14 protein-coding genes and 1 tRNA gene are annotated in these 16059 nt (G+C 74.8%); 10 read left to right on the top strand and 5 right to left on the bottom strand.

Features of this window, described 5'->3' with window-relative positions; genetic code table 11:
- Positions 1–42 precede the first annotated feature (42 nt).
- Complete coding sequence (locus tag ABD335_RS25805; protein WP_344327818.1) at positions 43–636, bottom strand: hypothetical protein; 594 nt, start codon at positions 634–636, stop codon at positions 43–45.
- Positions 637–1132: 496 nt separating this feature from the next.
- On the opposite strand from ABD335_RS25805, the gene ABD335_RS25800 reads away from it, so the two are divergent.
- Complete coding sequence (locus ABD335_RS25800; protein ID WP_344327817.1) at positions 1133–2629, top strand: glutamate-cysteine ligase family protein; 1497 nt, start codon at positions 1133–1135, stop codon at positions 2627–2629.
- Between the two features lie 217 nt (positions 2630–2846).
- Complete coding sequence (locus ABD335_RS25795; RefSeq protein ID WP_344327816.1) at positions 2847–3626, top strand: CPBP family intramembrane glutamic endopeptidase; 780 nt, start codon at positions 2847–2849, stop codon at positions 3624–3626.
- A 70-nt stretch (positions 3627–3696) separates the two neighbouring features.
- On the opposite strand, the gene ABD335_RS25790 is transcribed toward ABD335_RS25795, so the two are convergent.
- Positions 3697–4518 (bottom strand): PhzF family phenazine biosynthesis protein, encoded by an 822-nt coding sequence (locus ABD335_RS25790; protein WP_344327813.1) that lies wholly within the window; start codon positions 4516–4518, stop codon positions 3697–3699.
- A 178-nt stretch (positions 4519–4696) separates the two neighbouring features.
- Between ABD335_RS25790 and ABD335_RS25785 the strand changes: the two genes are divergently transcribed.
- The 4 genes from ABD335_RS25785 to ABD335_RS25770 all read left to right on the top strand — a co-directional run bounded on the left by ABD335_RS25785 (position 4697) and on the right by ABD335_RS25770 (position 9274).
- Positions 4697–5293, top strand: a complete 597-nt coding sequence (locus ABD335_RS25785; protein WP_344327812.1) for a PadR family transcriptional regulator — start codon at positions 4697–4699, stop codon at positions 5291–5293.
- Positions 5294–5426: 133 nt separating this feature from the next.
- Positions 5427–6779, top strand: a complete 1353-nt coding sequence (gene selA / locus ABD335_RS25780) for an L-seryl-tRNA(Sec) selenium transferase (protein WP_344327810.1) — start codon at positions 5427–5429, stop codon at positions 6777–6779.
- Positions 6780–6784: 5 nt separating this feature from the next.
- Positions 6785–8581, top strand: a complete 1797-nt coding sequence (gene selB, locus ABD335_RS25775; RefSeq protein ID WP_344327841.1) for a selenocysteine-specific translation elongation factor — start codon at positions 6785–6787, stop codon at positions 8579–8581.
- Between the two features lie 114 nt (positions 8582–8695).
- A complete protein-coding gene (locus ABD335_RS25770; protein WP_344327808.1) occupies positions 8696–9274 on the top strand; it encodes a DoxX family protein in 579 nt (192 codons plus the stop codon).
- 84 nt (positions 9275–9358) lie between these two features.
- On the opposite strand, the gene ABD335_RS25765 is transcribed toward ABD335_RS25770, so the two are convergent.
- On the bottom strand, positions 9359–10066 hold the full coding sequence (locus ABD335_RS25765; protein WP_344327806.1) for a L,D-transpeptidase family protein: 708 nt from the start codon (positions 10064–10066) through the stop codon (positions 9359–9361).
- A gap of 335 nt (positions 10067–10401) precedes the next feature.
- Positions 10402–10497 (bottom strand) — tRNA-Sec (locus tag ABD335_RS25760).
- Positions 10498–10629: 132 nt separating this feature from the next.
- Here ABD335_RS25760 and selD point away from each other — a divergent pair.
- From selD to ABD335_RS25740, 4 genes are all read left to right on the top strand, one after another.
- Positions 10630–11676 (top strand): selenide, water dikinase SelD, encoded by a 1047-nt coding sequence (gene selD / locus ABD335_RS25755; protein ID WP_344327804.1) that lies wholly within the window; start codon positions 10630–10632, stop codon positions 11674–11676.
- Positions 11677–12448: 772 nt separating this feature from the next.
- Entirely contained in the window at positions 12449–13006 is a 558-nt protein-coding gene (locus tag ABD335_RS25750; RefSeq protein ID WP_425583744.1) for a Clp protease N-terminal domain-containing protein, read from the top strand.
- A gap of 31 nt (positions 13007–13037) precedes the next feature.
- Positions 13038–14096, top strand: coding sequence for an EamA family transporter (locus tag ABD335_RS25745; RefSeq protein WP_344327802.1), 1059 nt, complete (start codon positions 13038–13040; stop codon positions 14094–14096).
- 186 nt (positions 14097–14282) lie between these two features.
- Complete coding sequence (locus ABD335_RS25740; protein WP_344327801.1) at positions 14283–15287, top strand: DMT family transporter; 1005 nt, start codon at positions 14283–14285, stop codon at positions 15285–15287.
- Positions 15288–15333: 46 nt separating this feature from the next.
- Here the strand turns inward: ABD335_RS25740 and ABD335_RS25735 are convergent, their stop codons facing one another.
- A complete protein-coding gene (locus ABD335_RS25735; protein WP_344327798.1) occupies positions 15334–16005 on the bottom strand; it encodes a pyridoxamine 5'-phosphate oxidase family protein in 672 nt (223 codons plus the stop codon).
- Positions 16006–16059 lie beyond the last annotated feature (54 nt).

The following is a 16059-nucleotide window of genomic DNA, read 5'->3' as shown; positions in this document are numbered from 1 at the left end:
CACTCCGTTTCCGGGCGTGCCGTCGATCCTCCTCAGGCTCCCTCAGGCCGGCGTGCCGAGCAGGGGGGTGGTGGGCACCAGCCGGCGGGTCAGCAGCGGCAGCAGACCGTCGACGCGGTGCGGGCGGTGTGCCGCGATCCCCGGCGGGGCCGGGGCCAGCGGCACCAGCAGGTCGTCCGGGGCGGGGGAGCCGCCCGCGGCGTCGGCCTCCGTGTCGCCGTGGAGCCACAGCGTCAGCATGTACAGCTCGGGTACGGACAGCAGCCGCGGCTGGTACGTCGTCGGCAGCGTCTCGGCCCGTGCCAGGGCGGTCTCGGTGGAGGCGACGAACGGCCCCGCGCTGAAGTGGGAGAACGTCCAGCCGTCCGCGGTGAGCATGGCCTCGGCGGCTCCCACCACGCCGTGCCCGTCGCGCAGCAGGAAGCGCCATCCGGTCAGTCGGGTGCGGGGCGGGCCGTCCGAGGCCGTGATCCCGTCCAGCACGTGGAGAGGCAGGGGGAGGTCCGGTCGTACGGCGCCCGTCCGGGCCTGCGGACCGGGCGGGGTGGACGTGCTGCGGAGACCGGTGGGAGAACCGAGGGCCGCGTGCACGCTGCGCAGAGCGGGTGCCGGGGCCGGTTGGACACGCAGGGGCATGGTGGGTCGCCTCTCGCTCGGAGACACGGTGGTGCTCAGCAGGCGCGGACGGCGCTGTCGGCGTACGGGGGCCACGAAGAGGGCCGGGGGGAAGGCCTCGACGGAACGGCGCCGTGGAAGGAGCCGCGTCTCGGCCGCTTTCGGGAGTTTATACGACGCGTGTTCAGTGGGTGTTTCGACTAGCTGTCTCGCATGTTACCGGCAAGGGGACATCGAGACATTTTTCGAGGGTGTTTCATCTGCGAGTCCTCGGGCGGTCGGGCGCTGACCTCGAAGGTGATTGGCTATGCGGTCGGCCGTATCTTTTCGGTATTTCTCACGAGTGAGGATCCGTATGCCGTCGGCAACCTTCCATGCCGGAAGCCGCATGCCTTGGGAATGTGCCCGGTGAAAGCCGTCGGCATCAGCTTAGCGTCCTTCGCCTCCACATGAGGCGTTATCTCTCGCATCGGCGGGGCATCATCCGGTCACGGTTCACTGGAGGAGGGACGCTTCGATGGGCGAGAAGGTCGTGGCCGGAGGGTTCGACCTGGCCGACCGCCGGCGCTACAGGGACAAGCTCCATCGGTGTCTCGAGGGGCTGCGGCGCCTGCTGGACGAGCAGCGCTTCGACCGCCCCCGCGATCTCATGGGGCTGGAGATCGAGCTGAACCTCGCGGACGCCGAGGGGATGCCCCGGATGATGAACACCGAGGTGCTGGAGCGCATTGCGAGCCGGGATTTCCAGACGGAACTGGGGCAGTTCAATCTGGAGGTGAATATCCTCCCGCACCGGCTGTCCGGACGCGTGCTGGACCAGCTCGCGGAGGAGTTGCGCACCGGGCTGGCCTATGCCGACCGCAAAGCCGGGGAGCTCGACGCGCGGATCGTGATGATAGGCATTCTGCCGACGCTCACCGGGGACGACCTGGTCTCCGCGAACCTCACCGCCGTCGACCGCTACACCCTGTTGAACGACCAGGTGATGGCGAGCCGCGGCGAGGAGGTCGTCCTGGACATCGAGGGCGTGGAGCGCCTGCGGTACGTCTCGTCCTCCATCGCCCCGGAGGCCGCCTGCACCTCCGTGCAGCTCCACCTCCAGGTGACGCCCGGCCGCTTCGCCGACGTGTGGAACGCCGCCCAGGTCATCTCGGCCGTCCAGGTCGCGGTGGGCGCCAACTCGCCCTTCCTCTTCGGCCGCGAGCTGTGGCGCGAGTCCCGCCCCCCGCTGTTCCTCCAGGCCACCGACACCCGGCCGCCCGAGCTGATCGCCCAGGGAGTGCGGCCCCGCACCTGGTTCGGCGAGCGGTGGATCTCCTCGGCGTACGACCTGTTCGAGGAGAACGTGCGGTACTTCCCGTCCCTGCTGCCCATCCGCGACGACGAGGACCCGCTGGAGACCCTCGACGACGGCGGCGTTCCCTCGCTGCACGAGATGGTCCTGCACAACGGCACCATCTACCGCTGGAACCGTCCCGTGTACGCCGTCGCGGACGGGGTGCCGCACCTGCGCGTGGAGAACCGGGTGCTGCCCGCCGGCCCCACCGTCACCGACGTCCTGGCCAACACCGCCCTGTACTACGGGCTGGTGCGCGCGATGGCGGACGAGGCGCGTCCGGTGTGGAGCCGGATGCCGTTCTCCGCCGCCGCCGAGAACTTCGACAACGCCTGCCGGCACGGCATGGAGGCCCGGCTGTGGTGGCCCCGCCCGGGACGCGGCGGCTCCCTCGCGGCCGTCCCCGTGGACCGGCTGGTGCGGGAGGAGCTGCTGCCGATGGCCGCCGCGGGCCTGGACGCCTGGGGCATCGAGCCCGGCGACCGGGACCGCTACCTGTCGGTCATCGACGAGCGCTGCCGCCGCCGGGTCAACGGCGCCTCCTGGCAGGCCGACACCTACCACCGGGCCCTGGACGGCGGGCTGGACCGGGAGAAGGCCCTGGCCATGACGGTCAGGCGCTACTGCGAGCTGGTCCGCACGGGAGAGCCGGTGCACGGCTGGCCGGTCGGCCCGTAGGCGCGTCCCGTCCGGCCCCACCGGACCCCGCCGTCGGAGGGCGGGGGCGGTGGGGCAAGCTGTTCGTCCCGGGCCGGCGGGCACCGGCGGGAGGAACGGCCGAGCGGGAGGCGGAGTGCGACCAGGCGTGCGGGACGGGGAACCGGGAGGAGAGGGTCCGGACCACGGGAACGGAAGCCGGGAGCACGGCGGCGGAGAGCGACTCCGGAGCGGGGGCGTGGACGTGGCGCGGCACCGGGTCCTGGGGCGCGAGACGCTGCTCGTCCTGGGACTGTCGCTGGGCGCGAGCGGACTGTCGGCGCTCATCAGCTTCGTCGGATCGCTGACCAGGCCCGGCGACCTGGAGGACCAGGCGGCGCGGCTCAACGGCTCCTACGCCCCGGACCGTCCCTGGCTGGACCTGGCCTGGCAACTGTTCGGCATCGCCACCGCCCTGGTGCCGGTGCTGCTCGTCGCCCACCTCCTGACCCGCGAGGGGCCCGGCGGCCACGGCGGGCCGGGGCTGCGGGGGATCGGCTTCGACCTGCGCCGGCCCGGTTTCGACCTGGGGTGGGGCGCCGTGGTCGCGGCGGGCATCGGGGGCAGCGGGCTGCTGCTCTACCTGGGCGCGCGGGCGAGCGGGTTCAACCTCACGGTGGTGCCCGAGTCGCTGCCGGACGTGTGGTGGAAGATCCCGGTCCTGATCGCCTCGGCGATCCAGAACTCCGTGGTCGAGGAGGTCATCGTCCTCGGTTACCTGCTGCGCAGGCTCGACCAACTGGGCTGGACCCCGGCGGCCGCGCTCGCCGCGAGCTCCCTGCTGCGCGGGTCGTACCACCTCTACCAGGGTGTCGGCGGGTTCGTCGGCAACGTCGCGATGGGCGTGATCTTCGTGTGGCTGTACCGGCGGTGGGGACGGGTCGGGCCGCTGGTCGCGGCGCACGCGCTGATCGACATCGTGGCGTTCGTCGGGTACGCGCTGCTGGCCGGCCGGGTGGACTGGCTGCCGACGGCCTGACGCCCGCCCCGCCGCGCGGGTACGGCCGTACGGGTGAGACGTACGGCCGTACGGGTGGGGGACGCGCCCCTCACGCCCCGGTGAGCAGCTCCCCGTCGATGACGGTGACGGCGGTGCCGGTCAGCAGCGTGCGCTCGCCGCGCAGTGTGGTGCGCACCAGGCCGGTGCGGGCCGACGCCTGGAGGCCGGTCAGCGTCTCGCGACCGAGACGGGCCGACCACAGGGGCGCGAGCGCGGTGTGGGCGCTGCCGGTCACCGGGTCCTCGTCGATGCCGACGGCCGGTCCGAAGAAGCGCGAGACGAAGTCGTAGGGCGCGTCCTCCTCGGCCGCCCGCGCGGTGACGATGACGCCCCGGTGGGGCAGCCGTGCCACGGCGGCGAGGTCCGGGGTCAGGGTGCGCACGGTCTTCTCGTCGGCCAGTTCGACCAGCAGGTCGCCGACGTTCTCGCCCGTGTCGTGGGCGGAGAACACCTCGGCGCCCAGGGCCGCGCCGAGCTCGTCGTCGACAGCGACCTCGGTGAGCGGGGCGGTGGGGAAGTCCAGGGTGATCGAGCCGTCCGCCGCCGTGGTGGCGGCGAGGACGCCGCTGCGGGAGGCGAACCGGACGGTGCCGGCGGCCGCGCCGGTGGTGTGCAGGACGTGGGCGGTGGCGAGCGTCGCGTGCCCGCAGAGGTTGACCTCGGTGGCGGGGGTGAACCAGCGCAGCGCCCAGTCGGCCTCGGCGTCCTCGGGCAGCGGATGCGCGAACGCGGTCTCGGAGAGGTTGACCTCGGCGGCGATCCGCTGGAGCCGGTCGTCGGCCGGGAAGGGGCCGGAGTCCAGCAGCACGACGCCGGCCGGGTTGCCCGCGAAGGGGCGGTCGGTGAACGCGTCGACGATACGAATCCTCATGATCGCGAGCGTAGGAGACCGGGCGGGACGCGAACCACGGCCAATGCCGGGCGAGTGGCCCCGAGGCCTTGTCGGCACAGTGTTTCCGATATATCGTCGAGTTATCGAGATGGGTTGAAGAAAGAAACTCGATAGATCGGTTCGCCCTGGAGCGGCCCCCACAGGAAGGACGCGGACGATGCGTACCTCAGGACACCACCACGGACACGGGCACGGGCACCGCGGCCCGGGGCCCGGCTTCCGACACGCCGCCTTCGGCCCCTTCGGTCCGCCCTTCGGCGGGGACGGCCCCTTCTTCGGCGGCCGGGGCCGCGGACGCGGCGGGCCGCACCGCAGGGCCCGGCGCGGCGACGTACGGGCCTCGATCCTGGCCCTGCTCGCCGACCGGCCCATGCACGGCTACGAGATGATCCAGGAGATCGCCGAACGCAGCGGCGGAGCCTGGAAGCCCAGCCCCGGCTCCGTCTACCCCACCCTCCAGCTCCTGGAGGACGAGGGGCTGATCACCAGCGCCAGCGAGGGAGGCAAGAAGCTCTTCTCGCTCACCGACGCCGGCCGCGCCGAGGCCGAGAACGGCCCCGAGGCCCCCTGGGAGGAGGCCGGACGCGGCATCGACTGGGAGGCGATGAACGAGGTGCGCAAGGCGGGCACCGGGCTCATCGAGGCCTTCCGGCAGGTGTGGGCCACCGGCACGCCCGAACAGCGCGAGAAGGCGCTCGCCGTCGTCAACGACGCGCGCAAGCGGCTCTACCTCATCCTCGCCGACGAGGACTGACGGGAAGGACCGACGGGTTGTCGTCCGGGGGACGACGGGACAGCGGGCCGGTGCGGCACCGCCCGTGCCGGGCCGCGCGCGCCTATCCTGGCCGACGCCCCGTACCCGTCCCGTCCCGTCAGGAGGCCACCGGATGGACCGCGACACCGCGACGGCGACCGGAGCGGACGCGCGGCGCCGGCTTCCCCGCACGGACGCGGTGCTCGCCGACCCCCGCCTGGTCGAGGCGGCCGGGCGCCTGGGCCGCGCGCTGGTGAAGTCGGTCGTCGCCCGTGCCCTGGAGCGCGCCCGGACGGGGGAGATCCCGCCGGAGGCGGTCGCCGACACCGCGGTCGCCACGCTGCCCGAGACGGCCGGGGGACTGCGGCCGGTGGTCAACGCCACCGGCGTCCTGCTCCACACCAACCTGGGCCGCGCACCGCTGTCGCGGGCCGCCCGGGAGGCGGTGGCCGCCGCCTGCGGGCCCACCGACGTGGAGCTGGACCTGGCCACCGGGACCCGCTCCCGGCGCGGCGCCTCGGCCGTGGCGGCCCTGGTCGAAGCCGTGCCGCCCGCCGAGGCCGCCCACGTCGTCAACAACGGCGCGGCCGCCCTGGTGCTGGCCGCGACCGCGCTCGCCGCGGGGAAGGAGATCGTCGTCGGTCGGGGCGAGATGGTCGAGATCGGCGACGGGTTCCGCCTCCCGGACCTGCTGGTGTCCACCGGGGCCCGGCTGCGCGAGGTCGGCACCACCAACCGGACCTCCGCCGACGACTACGCGGCCGTGCTCGGCCCCGACACCGGCTTCGTGCTGAAGGTGCACCCCTCCAACTTCCGCATCACCGGCTTCACCCGCTCGGCGTCCGTCGCCGAACTGGCCCGGCTCGGCGTCCCGGTGGTCGTCGACATCGGCTCCGGGCTGCTGCGGCCCGAGCCCGCGCTGCCCGACGAGCCGGACGCCACCGGCGGGCTGCGCGCGGGCGCGTCCCTGGTCACCGCCAGCGGCGACAAGCTCCTCGGCGGACCGCAGTGCGGCCTGATCCTCGGCCGCGCCGACCTCGTCCGACGCCTGTCCCGCCACCCCCTCGCCCGAGCGCTGCGTGTCGACAAACTGACACTGGCCGCGCTGGAGGCGACCGTGCGCGGCCCCGCCGCCCCCGTCCGGACCATGCTCCACGCCGACCCCCGGCGTCTGTGGGCGCGCGCCGAACACCTCGCCGCCGAGCTGCGCGGCACGGACGTCGACGCCCGCGCGGTCGACAGCGAGGCCGCGGTCGGCGGCGGAGGCGCCCCCGGCGTCACCCTGCCCAGCGCGGCCGTGTCCCTGCCCGCGGAGTACGCCCCACCGCTGCGGCGGGGCACGCCCGCCGTACTGGGACGCGTCGAGAACGGGCGGTGCCTGCTGGACCTGCGCACCGTGCCCGAGGAACAGGACGCCGCCGTGGCGGACGCCGTCCGGCGCGTGGGGAAGACCGCGTCGAACGGCTCGGACACGGGAAGGGGGTGACCGGCGTGCACGTCGTCGCCACCGCCGGACACGTCGACCATGGCAAGTCGGCGCTGGTCCGCGCCCTCACCGGGATGGAACCCGACCGGTGGGAGGAGGAGCGCCGCCGCGGCCTCACCCTCGACCTGGGCTTCGTGTGGACGCGCCTGCCCGACGGCGAGCGGATCGCCTTCGTGGACGTCCCCGGCCACGAGAGGCTGGTCGGCAACATGCTGGCCGGGGTCGGCCCCGTCCCGGCCGTCCTGCTGGTGGTCGCCGCCGACCAGGGCTGGCAGCCGCAGTCCGAGGAGCACCTGGCCGTCCTGGACGCCCTGCGGGTGCGGCACGGCGTGCTCGCCGTCACCCGCAGCGACCTCGCCGATCCGGCCCCCGTGCGCGAGGACGCGCTCGCCAGGATCGCCGAGACCTCGCTCGGAAAGGTCGAGGCCGTCCCCGTCAGCTCCGTCACCGGCGAGGGCCTGGACGGACTCCGCGCGGCCCTGGTCCGGCTGACCGCCGCCCTGCCGGAGCCGGACCGGACCGCCGACGTGCGGCTGTGGGTGGACCGGGCGTTCACCGTGCGCGGTCGCGGCACCGTGGTCACCGGGACGCTCGCCGCGGGCACGATCCGCACCGGCGACCGCCTCGTGGTGGCCTCCGACGGCACGGCCGTGCGCGTCCGCGGCCTCCAGACGCTCAAGGAGGACCGCGAGGAGGTGGGCGCGGTCGCCCGCGTCGCGGTCAACGTGCACGGCGCTCCCGCCGACGCCCTCCACCGGGGCGACGCCCTGCTCACCCCCGACCGCTGGCTCGCCACCGCCCTGGTGGACGTGCGACTGCACGGCGACCCGGCCGCCGACCTGCCCCGGAACCTCGTCCTCCACGCCGGGTCCGCCGCCGTGCCCGCCGGTGTCCGACCGCTCGGCGAGGACACCGCCCGGCTGACGCTCGCCCGCCCGATGCCGCTGCGGGTGGGCGACACCGCGCTGCTGCGCGACCCCGGCCGGCACCGGATCCCCGCCGGGCTCACCGTGCTCGACGTCCGCCCGCCCCGGCTGGCGCGGCGCGGCGCGGGACGCGCACGGGCCCGCGAGCTGGAGGCGGTGGGCGGCACCCCGGACGGAGCGGCGGAGCTGCGCCGCCGCGGTCTGGTCCGGCGCGCGGAACTGCTGGCCATGGGAGTGCCGCCCCCGGCCGAGCCCGTGGCCGGGGACTGGCTCGCCGACCCGGGCCACTGGGCCGCGCTGCGCCGGCGTCTGGTCCGGGTGGTCGAGGAGCACGCGGCCCGGAACCCGATGGACCCCGGCCTGCCCACCGAGGCCGCCCGCCGGGCCCTGGACCTGCCCGAACGCGCCCTGGTGCGGGCGCTGGTGGACACCGCGCCCCACGACGGGCCCCGACTGGAACGGCGCGACGGCCGCGTCTACGGCAGCAGCGCCCGCCCCCGACTGCCGCCCCGGGTGCGGCAGGCGGTCGACGCCGTCCGCGCCGAGCTGCGGCGCGCGCCCTTCCGCGCCCCGGAGGCCCACCGCCTGGCCGAACTCGGCCTGACCCCCAACGTGATCGCCGCCGCCGTCGCCGCGGGCGCCCTGCTGAGGATCGGGGACGGCATCGTGCTGCTGCCCGGGGCCGACACCAGGGCGGCCGCGCTCCTGGCCCGACTGGCACAGCCGTTCACCACCAGTGAGGCCCGCCGCGCCCTGGACACCACGCGCCGGGTCGTGATCCCCCTGCTGGAGCACCTGGACGCCCGCGGCCTGACGGTCCGCCTGGACACCACCCGGCGCCGCTGCGAGCCGCCCGCCGGCGCGGGCACGCCCTGAGGGACGGCCGGCGCCGGTTGCCCCGAACGGACCGTGCCGGTGGTGGGCTCCGGGAGAAGCCGCGAGGCTGGGAAGGGCGACCGGACCGTGGAGAGGTGCCCGATGGTGATGTCGATGCGGACGAAGCCGAAGCCGACGTCGAACCGCGGCGATCTGGGGCTGTTGCTCCTCAGGGCGGGCGTGGGCGGCGTCCTCTTCGCGCACGGCGCCCAGAAGCTCTTCGGATGGTTCGGCGGGCACGGCCTGGAGGGCACTCGGCAGGCGATGGAGCAGATGGGCTTCGAGCCCGGCCGAGAGAGCGCGCTCGCCGCGGGAGCGGCCGAGGCCGGCGGCGGCACGCTGCTGGCGCTGGGTCTGGCCACGCCGGCCGCGGGAGCCGCGGTCGCGGGAACCATGGCGGGAGCGGTGTCGGTCCACGCCCCGGCGGGCTTCTTCGTCACCGAGGGCGGCTACGAGTACCCGGCCTTCCTCGGGTTCGTCGCCACCTGCCTCAGTGTCGCCGGCCCGGGCCGCTACTCCCTGGACCACCTGCTGGGCCACCGGCTCAACCGCCCCTGGACGATGGCCGCCGCCTTCGCGGTGAGCGCCGCGGCCGCCGCCGTCGTCCTGCGCCGCCGCGCCGGAAGGCTGGGCGGTGGACCGGAGGAGGCGGCGCCGCCGGGAGCCGGCGAGGTCCCCTCGCCGCCGACCTGACGCCGCCCCGACACCGGGCGCGCCCGGGCGACCGCGTCGCGGCCGTGCCCGGGCGCCGTACGTCCGCGGTGGGTCAGCGGTGGGTCAGGTGCCCGGCTTGCGGCCGTACACGTGGACGTCGTCGCCGTTCTTCAGCAGCTTCCAGTACGCCGCGGCGTCCGCGGAACGCATGTTGACGCAGCCGTGCGAACCCGGCGGCGACCACACACTGCCCTTGATGGAGTGGAACGCCTGTCCGCCGTCGAAGAACTGGCTGTAGGGCATGGCCACGTCGTAGATCGTCGACCAGTGGTCCTTGTTGCGCCAGTAGATCTTCTTGGCGCCCGTGCGCGTCTCGTACCCGTCGCGTCCGGTCCGCACCGGGACGGGACCCATGACGAGTTTCTTTCCGTCCTGGATCCAGCTCAGTTGACGGGTGAGGTCGACGCAGGCGATGCGACCCTTGTTCGTCGGGCACTTCCCGGCCTTGTTCGGGTTCTTCCCGGCGGCCTTCTGCTTGTTCATCAGGTCCATCACGCCCCAGGTGATCGGACCGGCGTAACCGATGTTGGGCGATATGCCGTGCTTGGTCTGGAAGCTCTGGATCGCCTTGCAGTCCGCGGCGGACTGCCTGCCGTCCACCTTCAGACCCAGAAAGCCCTCGACCTGCTTCTGGTAGGGGCCCGTGCTCTTGGTGCAGGTCGGCGCGGCGTGCGCCGGACCGGCGCCGATCGCGACCATCAGGGGCGCGGCCATCGCCGCGGTGGCGAACAGCGCCCCGAGTCTGCGGCTCCCGGCCGCTGGTATGCGCATGATCGTGTGTCTCCCTCCCCGGGTACCCGCCCGCGGTGGCCGGGTGCCGACCGCGTCCGGCTGGACGTGCCGAGGAGACGGGCGGGTACGGGGTGCGCCGGAGGCGCCGTCTCCTCGGTGGAGTCAGACGATCGGAGCGGAGCGTTCGGTTGTACGGAAACACGCCACGAGTCGGACGTTTTCGCTTCCGGGCCCCGGGACCCCGGGGAGAGGGCGTCCTTCCGCGACGCGGGCCGTGCGCGTGACCGGGAGGGGAAGGGCGCGGCGGCGGTGCGCCCGCGGCGCGTCCGAATCCCTTCGACATCCCTTCGACGCCCGTGTCGTCACAGGCGGATTGGCGGAGGCGGATGGGAATCGAACCCACCTGCCCGAGATCCTCGGGCACCTCGGTTTTGAAGACCGGGAGGGCCACCAGGCACCCTTACGCCTCCATGCCGGGACGCGCGTGCCCGGACGTGGATCATCCAAACCCGCCACCCGGTGGGAGTCAATCTTCCGCCCGGCGTTTCCGGCGAAGCGTGTGGGGCAAGGTGTGCCGGACACGTCGGCGAGGAGGGAACGCGATGTACACCAGGGGCGTGACGGCCGGTCAGGAGGCGTCGGAGCGGGGACCCGTACGGCTGACCCGGTACGCGCACGGCGGCGGCTGCGCCTGCAAGATCCCGCCCGGTGAACTGGAGGAGGCGGTCGCGGGGCTGCTGGGGACGGCGCCCGGCGACCCGGCGGGCGAGCTGCTGGTCGGTCTGGACACCGGCGACGACGCGGCCGCCGTCCGCCTCCCCGGCCCACGGGGCGGCCCCGCCGTCATCGCCACCGCGGACTTCTTCACCCCCGTGGTGGACGACCCGTACCACTGGGGACGGATCGCCGCCGCCAACGCGCTCTCCGACGTCTACGCCATGGGCGGCCGTCCCCTGGTGGCGGTGAACCTGCTGGGCTGGCCGCGCGAGAAACTCCCGTTCGACCTGGCGCGGGAGGTGCTGCGCGGCGGGGCGGAGGTCGCCGGACAGGCGGGCTGCCACGTCGGCGGCGGCCACAGCGTCGACGACGTGGAGCCCAAGTACGGCATGGCGGTCACCGGGATCGCCGACCCCGAGAAGCTGCTGCGCAACGACGCCGGACGGCCGGGGCTGCCGCTGTCGCTGACCAAGCCGCTCGGCCTGGGCGTGCTGAACAACCGGCACAAGGCCACCGGCGCGTTCTTCCCGCAGGCCGTGGAGACCATGGCGGCCCTGAACCGGGACGCCTCCGAGGCGGCGGTGGCGGCCGGCGCGCGGTGCGCCACGGACGTCACCGGCTTCGGGCTGCTGGGCCACCTGTACAAGCTGGCCCGTGCCTCCGGGGTGACCGCCGTGGTGGACTCGGCCGCCGTCCCCTACCTGGACGGGGCTCGGGAGGCGGTCCGTGACGGCTACGTCAGCGGGGGCACCCGCCGCAACCTCGACTGGGTCGCGCCGCACACCGACTTCGGCACCGCGGACGAGCACACCCGGTTGCTGCTGGCCGACGCCCAGACCTCCGGCGGCCTGCTGGTGGCCGGAGAGGTGCCGGGCGCGCCCGTGATCGGCGAACTGGTTCCGGCGGGGGAGCACGCCGTCCGGGTCCGCTGAGCCCGTGACCCCGCCGTCCGGCGGCCGGAGACGCGGCCGGTGCCGTCCATCGACCCGTGCCACGGTCTCCGCGTCCGCCCGTGACCTTCCGCCCCGCTCGCGGTTGTCCGAAGCGGAATGTCCTGGTTTGAGGGAAAGGGTGGATCGTGCGGAAGACGAGCGGTACGGGCGGGGAGGTCCTCACGGTGGGCGTGGTGGTCGCGCGCACGGGCGGCTGTCGAAACCGGGGGACCCCCTGGCGTTCGCCATGACCCTGCTGGAGCCCGGACTGCGGCGCGTCGGCACCGGCGGACGGCGCCACGAGGTGCGCCTGGCGAGCCGGACCCGCCGGAGGGGCCGGTGGTCGGTCGGGACGATCCCCCCTCGACCGACTCGACGGCCGGGGCGTCGACCGAGCGCCCCGTCGCATCTCCGTGTCCGTGCTCTCGGTGATGCCCGCCCGCACCCGGTGCTCGCGCGGCAGCGGCGAAGGCGTCGAGGACGCCCGTGTCCTCCGCGTCCGCCGGGTCGCCCGCGGACGGCCCGGTGTCCCGACCCCGCGCGTCCGCGGTGGTGGCGTCGGTCGTGGAGTCGTCCCTCCCTTCCGGTGCGCCGTCGACGGCCGTGCCGCCCGGGAGTTCCCCGGGAGGTCCCGTGTCCGCCGGACGAAACGGGACCTTCCGTTCCTCCCTCCCAAGGAGGAGACGACACGCCGTCCCCCCTCCCGAGGGGGTACGCGTGAATGGCCCCGGGCGCGGATGCCGGAGCGCGGGGAAGGTGATGGGGTTGGTACGTGCACAGCCGTACGCCTTTCCCGGAGCCCGCGGACGCGGGTCCGCACGCCGGTGACCTGCTCGGCGCGGAGTTGGTCGCGGCGCTGTCGAGCGCGCGCCGGCGCGCCGGACGGGACGGCGACCGGCACGTCGACACCGCCCATCTGTTGCACGGTCTGATCGAGTCCGACCCGGCCGTCCGTTCCGCCCTGGGCGGCCCCGCGCGTCTGACGCGGCTGCTGGGCTACCTGGCGCAGCGCAGCATCGGCTACGGACTGCGCTGGCAGGGCACGGTCGAGGGCGCGTCCGAGGGGAGGCCGGGGCCGACAGCGGACCGTGACGGCCGTCGCGGCGCCCCGGCCGGCTGGTCCCCGGCCGCGGTGGTCGCGCTGGAAGGCGCGCTGCGGCGGGCGCGGGAGCGGGGCGGGACACGCGCCGAGGGGCCGGACCTGCTGGCCGCGCTGGTCGCCGATCCCCGGTGCCGGGCCGTGGAGGTGCTGCGCCGCGTGGGCGCGGTCCCCGAGGAGCCGGCGCCGGTCCGTACCGTCGACCCCCACTGTCAGGGGCACTGCCGCTGACACTCCTGTCGCGCCCTGTCATGATGGGCCGATGCACGACACGAAGCCGTCGTCCGCCTCTCCCGGGAGCCCCTCCGGAAGGAGCGCCGGACTCACCCTCGCCCTGCTGTCGGCCCTCGCCTTCGGCGGCTCCGGACCCGCGGCGAAACCGCTGATCACCGCCGGACTCGACCCGCTGCACGTCACCTGGCTCAGGGTCGCGGGCGCCGCCCTCGTCCTGCTGCCGCTCGCCTGGCGGCACCGGGATCTGCTGCGGCGACGTCCGGCCCTGCTCGCCGGCTTCGGGCTGCTGGCCGTGGCGGGCGTGCAGGCCTGCTACTTCGCGGCGATCTCCCGCATCCCGGTCGGGGTCGCGCTGCTGGTGGAGTACCTGGCGCCCGCGCTGGTGCTGGGCTGGGTGCGCTTCGTCCAGCGCAGGCCGGTGACCCGGGCGGCGGGGATCGGCGTGGTGCTCGCCGTCGGCGGACTGGCCTGCGTGGTGGAGATCTGGGCCGGACTCGGCTTCGACCCCGTCGGGCTGCTGCTGGCGTTGGGCGCGGCCTGCTGCCAGGTCGGCTACTTCGTGCTCTCCGACCACGGAACCGCCTCCTCCGACGGCTCGGCGGCGCCCGACCCGCTGGGCGTCATCGCCTACGGGCTGCTGATCGGCGCACTGGTGCTCACCGCCGTCGCCCGCCCGTGGGAGATGGCGTGGTCGGTGCTCGGCGGACGGGCCGAGGTGGGCGGAGCCCAGGTGCCCGCCGTCGTGCTGCTGACGTGGATCGTGCTGGTGGCGACCGTGACCGCCTACCTGACCGGGGTGATCTCGGTGCGCAGGCTCTCGCCGCAGGTGGCGGGGGTCGTGGCCTGTCTGGAGGCGGTCGTCGCCACCGTGCTGGCCTGGGTGCTGCTCGGCGAGCGGCTGTCGGCCGTGCAGGTGTTCGGCGGCGCGGTGGTGCTCGCCGGCGCGTTCATCGCGCAGCGCGCCACCCCCACGGCTCCGCCCGCCGCGCCGGTGGCCGGAGGCGGGCCGTCCGAGCGCGTGGGGGAGAGGGCCGAGGAGGCGGGGGACGAGGGGGGTCGGTTGTCCGCGGACGTGTCCTCCTCGTAAAGTTCGACCGTGCATTCGACCGTGTTGCCGCCGCCCGCCGCGTAAAAGCGGGCGGCCGGAGAGGACCGCGCCGGGGCGTCACCGCCGCCGGCGGGTCGGCGCTGCCCGCGTACGGGACCACGCGACCACTTCCCGAACCACGCGGAGAACCCACACGTGTCGAAGTCTGTTTCCGTTGCGCCCGCCGTGTCCGCGCCCACCGGCGGAACCGGCGATTCCGGTGCCGGTGTCGGTGCCCTGTCCGTCCGGCGCGGTCTGCTCTACCTGATCGTCGCCGGAATCGCCTGGGGCACCGCCGGGGCCGCCGCGGCCCTGCTGTACCGCGTCGGCGACCTGGGGCCCGTCGCCCTGTCGTTCTGGCGGTACGTCGGCGGGATCGTCCTGCTGTTGGCCTTCCTCCCGCTCCGTGCCCGCGGCGGACGTACCGCCGCCCCGGCCGCGCCCGAGCCGCGGCGCCGCCGGGTGGGGCGGATCGTCGCCACCGGACTGGGGCTGACCCTCTTCCAGACCGCCTACTTCGGCGCCGTCCAGGCCACCGGGCTCGCGGTCGGCACGGTCGTCACCCTCGGCGCCGGACCGGTGTTGATCGCGCTGGGCGCCTGGCTGACGATGGGTGAGCGGCCGGGCCGCGGCGGCCTGGTGGCCGTGCTCGGGGCGTCGGCCGGCCTGGCGGTGCTCTGCCTCGGCGGCGGCGGGGCGACGGTGCGACCGGCGGGCGTCGCCCTGGCGCTGCTGTCCGCCTCCGGTTACGCCGCCATCACCCTGCTGACCCGGTGGACGGGCCGGGACGGCACCGGTGGCGACCCGTACACCACGACCACCTGGGCGTTCGGCGTCGGCGCGGTGTGCCTGCTGCCGCTGGGCCTGGCCGAGGGGCTGCTGCCGCACACCACCGATCCGCTGCGGGTCCTGTTCCTGATGGTGTACACGGCCGCGGTGCCGACGGCGCTGGCGTACGCGCTGTATTTCGCCGGGGCGGCGGTCGTCCGGGCCGCCACCGCCTCGGTGATCATGCTGATCGAGCCGGTGAGCGCGGCCGTGATCGCCGTCGTGCTGCTGGGCGAGCGGCTCACCGCGGCGACCGTGCTGGGCACCGTCCTGCTGCTCGCCGCCGTGACGGGTCTGGCGGTGACCGAGGCCCGTCCGGGGTCCGGGGCGCGGCGGGTGACCGAGCCCGCGGCCGGGGCCTGAACGGCGGGGTGGGCGCGGACGGTCGCCCCGTCCGCGCCCACCCGGCTCAGAACACGGCGAGGTAGTCGGGCACCGCGATGTCCGGGGCCAGGTCGTCGGCGGGGACGAGGGGGCCGAAGACCCGCCGCACCGGCAGGACGCCGCTCCAGTGGGGGAGGTCCAGGTCCTCCGGGTCGTCGTTCGGACCGCCGGTGCGGACCTTCGCCGAGACCTCCTCCAGGTCCAGGGCGACGACGGCGGTGGCGGCCGACTCCCGGGCGTTGGCCCGGCGCGTGTCGGCCGAGCGTCCGGGGACCGCCTGGTCGACGAGGGCGTCGAGCGCGACCGTCCGCTCGGCCGGGTCGGTCACCTGGCGGGCGATGCCGTGCACCACCACCGAGCGGTAGTTGACGGAGTGATGGAAGGCGGAGCGGGCCAGGACCAGGCCGTCGAGGTGGGTCACCGTCAGGCACACGGGCAGCCCGGCGTCGGAGGAGCCCGCCGCGCGCAGCGGACGGGAGCCGGTGGAGCCGTGGACGTACAGGCGCTCGCCGACCCGGGCGTAGAGCGTGGGCAGGACGACCGGCGCGCCGTCGCGGACGAAACCGAGGTGGCAGACGCATCCCTCGTCGAGGATCGCGTGCACCAGCGCGCGGTCGTACGCGGCGCGCTCGCGGCCCCGCGTCGGAACCGTGCGCCGGGTCGGGGCGTACGCGCCCTCCGGGGTGGTGGTGGACATGGCACTCACTCCCTTGTCGCCCAGTCGACCGGTGGATCTGTCGACTTGCTTTCC

Source organism: Streptomyces macrosporus (genome assembly GCF_039533145.1).
Lineage (GTDB): Bacteria > Actinomycetota > Actinomycetes > Streptomycetales > Streptomycetaceae > Streptomyces > Streptomyces macrosporus.
This window is presented reverse-complemented; position numbering and strand designations above follow the sequence as displayed.

Coding starts and splice junctions, on each gene's coding strand:
- ABD335_RS25805 (WP_344327818.1), bottom strand. CDS start 636: ATGCCCCTGCGTGTCCAACCGGCCCCGGCACCCGCTCTGCGCAGCGTG.
- ABD335_RS25800 (WP_344327817.1), top strand. CDS start 1,133: ATGGGCGAGAAGGTCGTGGCCGGAGGGTTCGACCTGGCCGACCGCCGG.
- ABD335_RS25790 (WP_344327813.1), bottom strand. CDS start 4,518: ATGAGGATTCGTATCGTCGACGCGTTCACCGACCGCCCCTTCGCGGGC.
- ABD335_RS25785 (WP_344327812.1), top strand. CDS start 4,697: ATGCGTACCTCAGGACACCACCACGGACACGGGCACGGGCACCGCGGC.
- selA (WP_344327810.1), top strand. CDS start 5,427: ATGGACCGCGACACCGCGACGGCGACCGGAGCGGACGCGCGGCGCCGG.
- ABD335_RS25770 (WP_344327808.1), top strand. CDS start 8,696: ATGCGGACGAAGCCGAAGCCGACGTCGAACCGCGGCGATCTGGGGCTG.
- ABD335_RS25765 (WP_344327806.1), bottom strand. CDS start 10,066: ATGCGCATACCAGCGGCCGGGAGCCGCAGACTCGGGGCGCTGTTCGCC.
- selD (WP_344327804.1), top strand. CDS start 10,630: ATGTACACCAGGGGCGTGACGGCCGGTCAGGAGGCGTCGGAGCGGGGA.
- ABD335_RS25745 (WP_344327802.1), top strand. CDS start 13,038: ATGCACGACACGAAGCCGTCGTCCGCCTCTCCCGGGAGCCCCTCCGGA.
- ABD335_RS25735 (WP_344327798.1), bottom strand. CDS start 16,005: ATGTCCACCACCACCCCGGAGGGCGCGTACGCCCCGACCCGGCGCACG.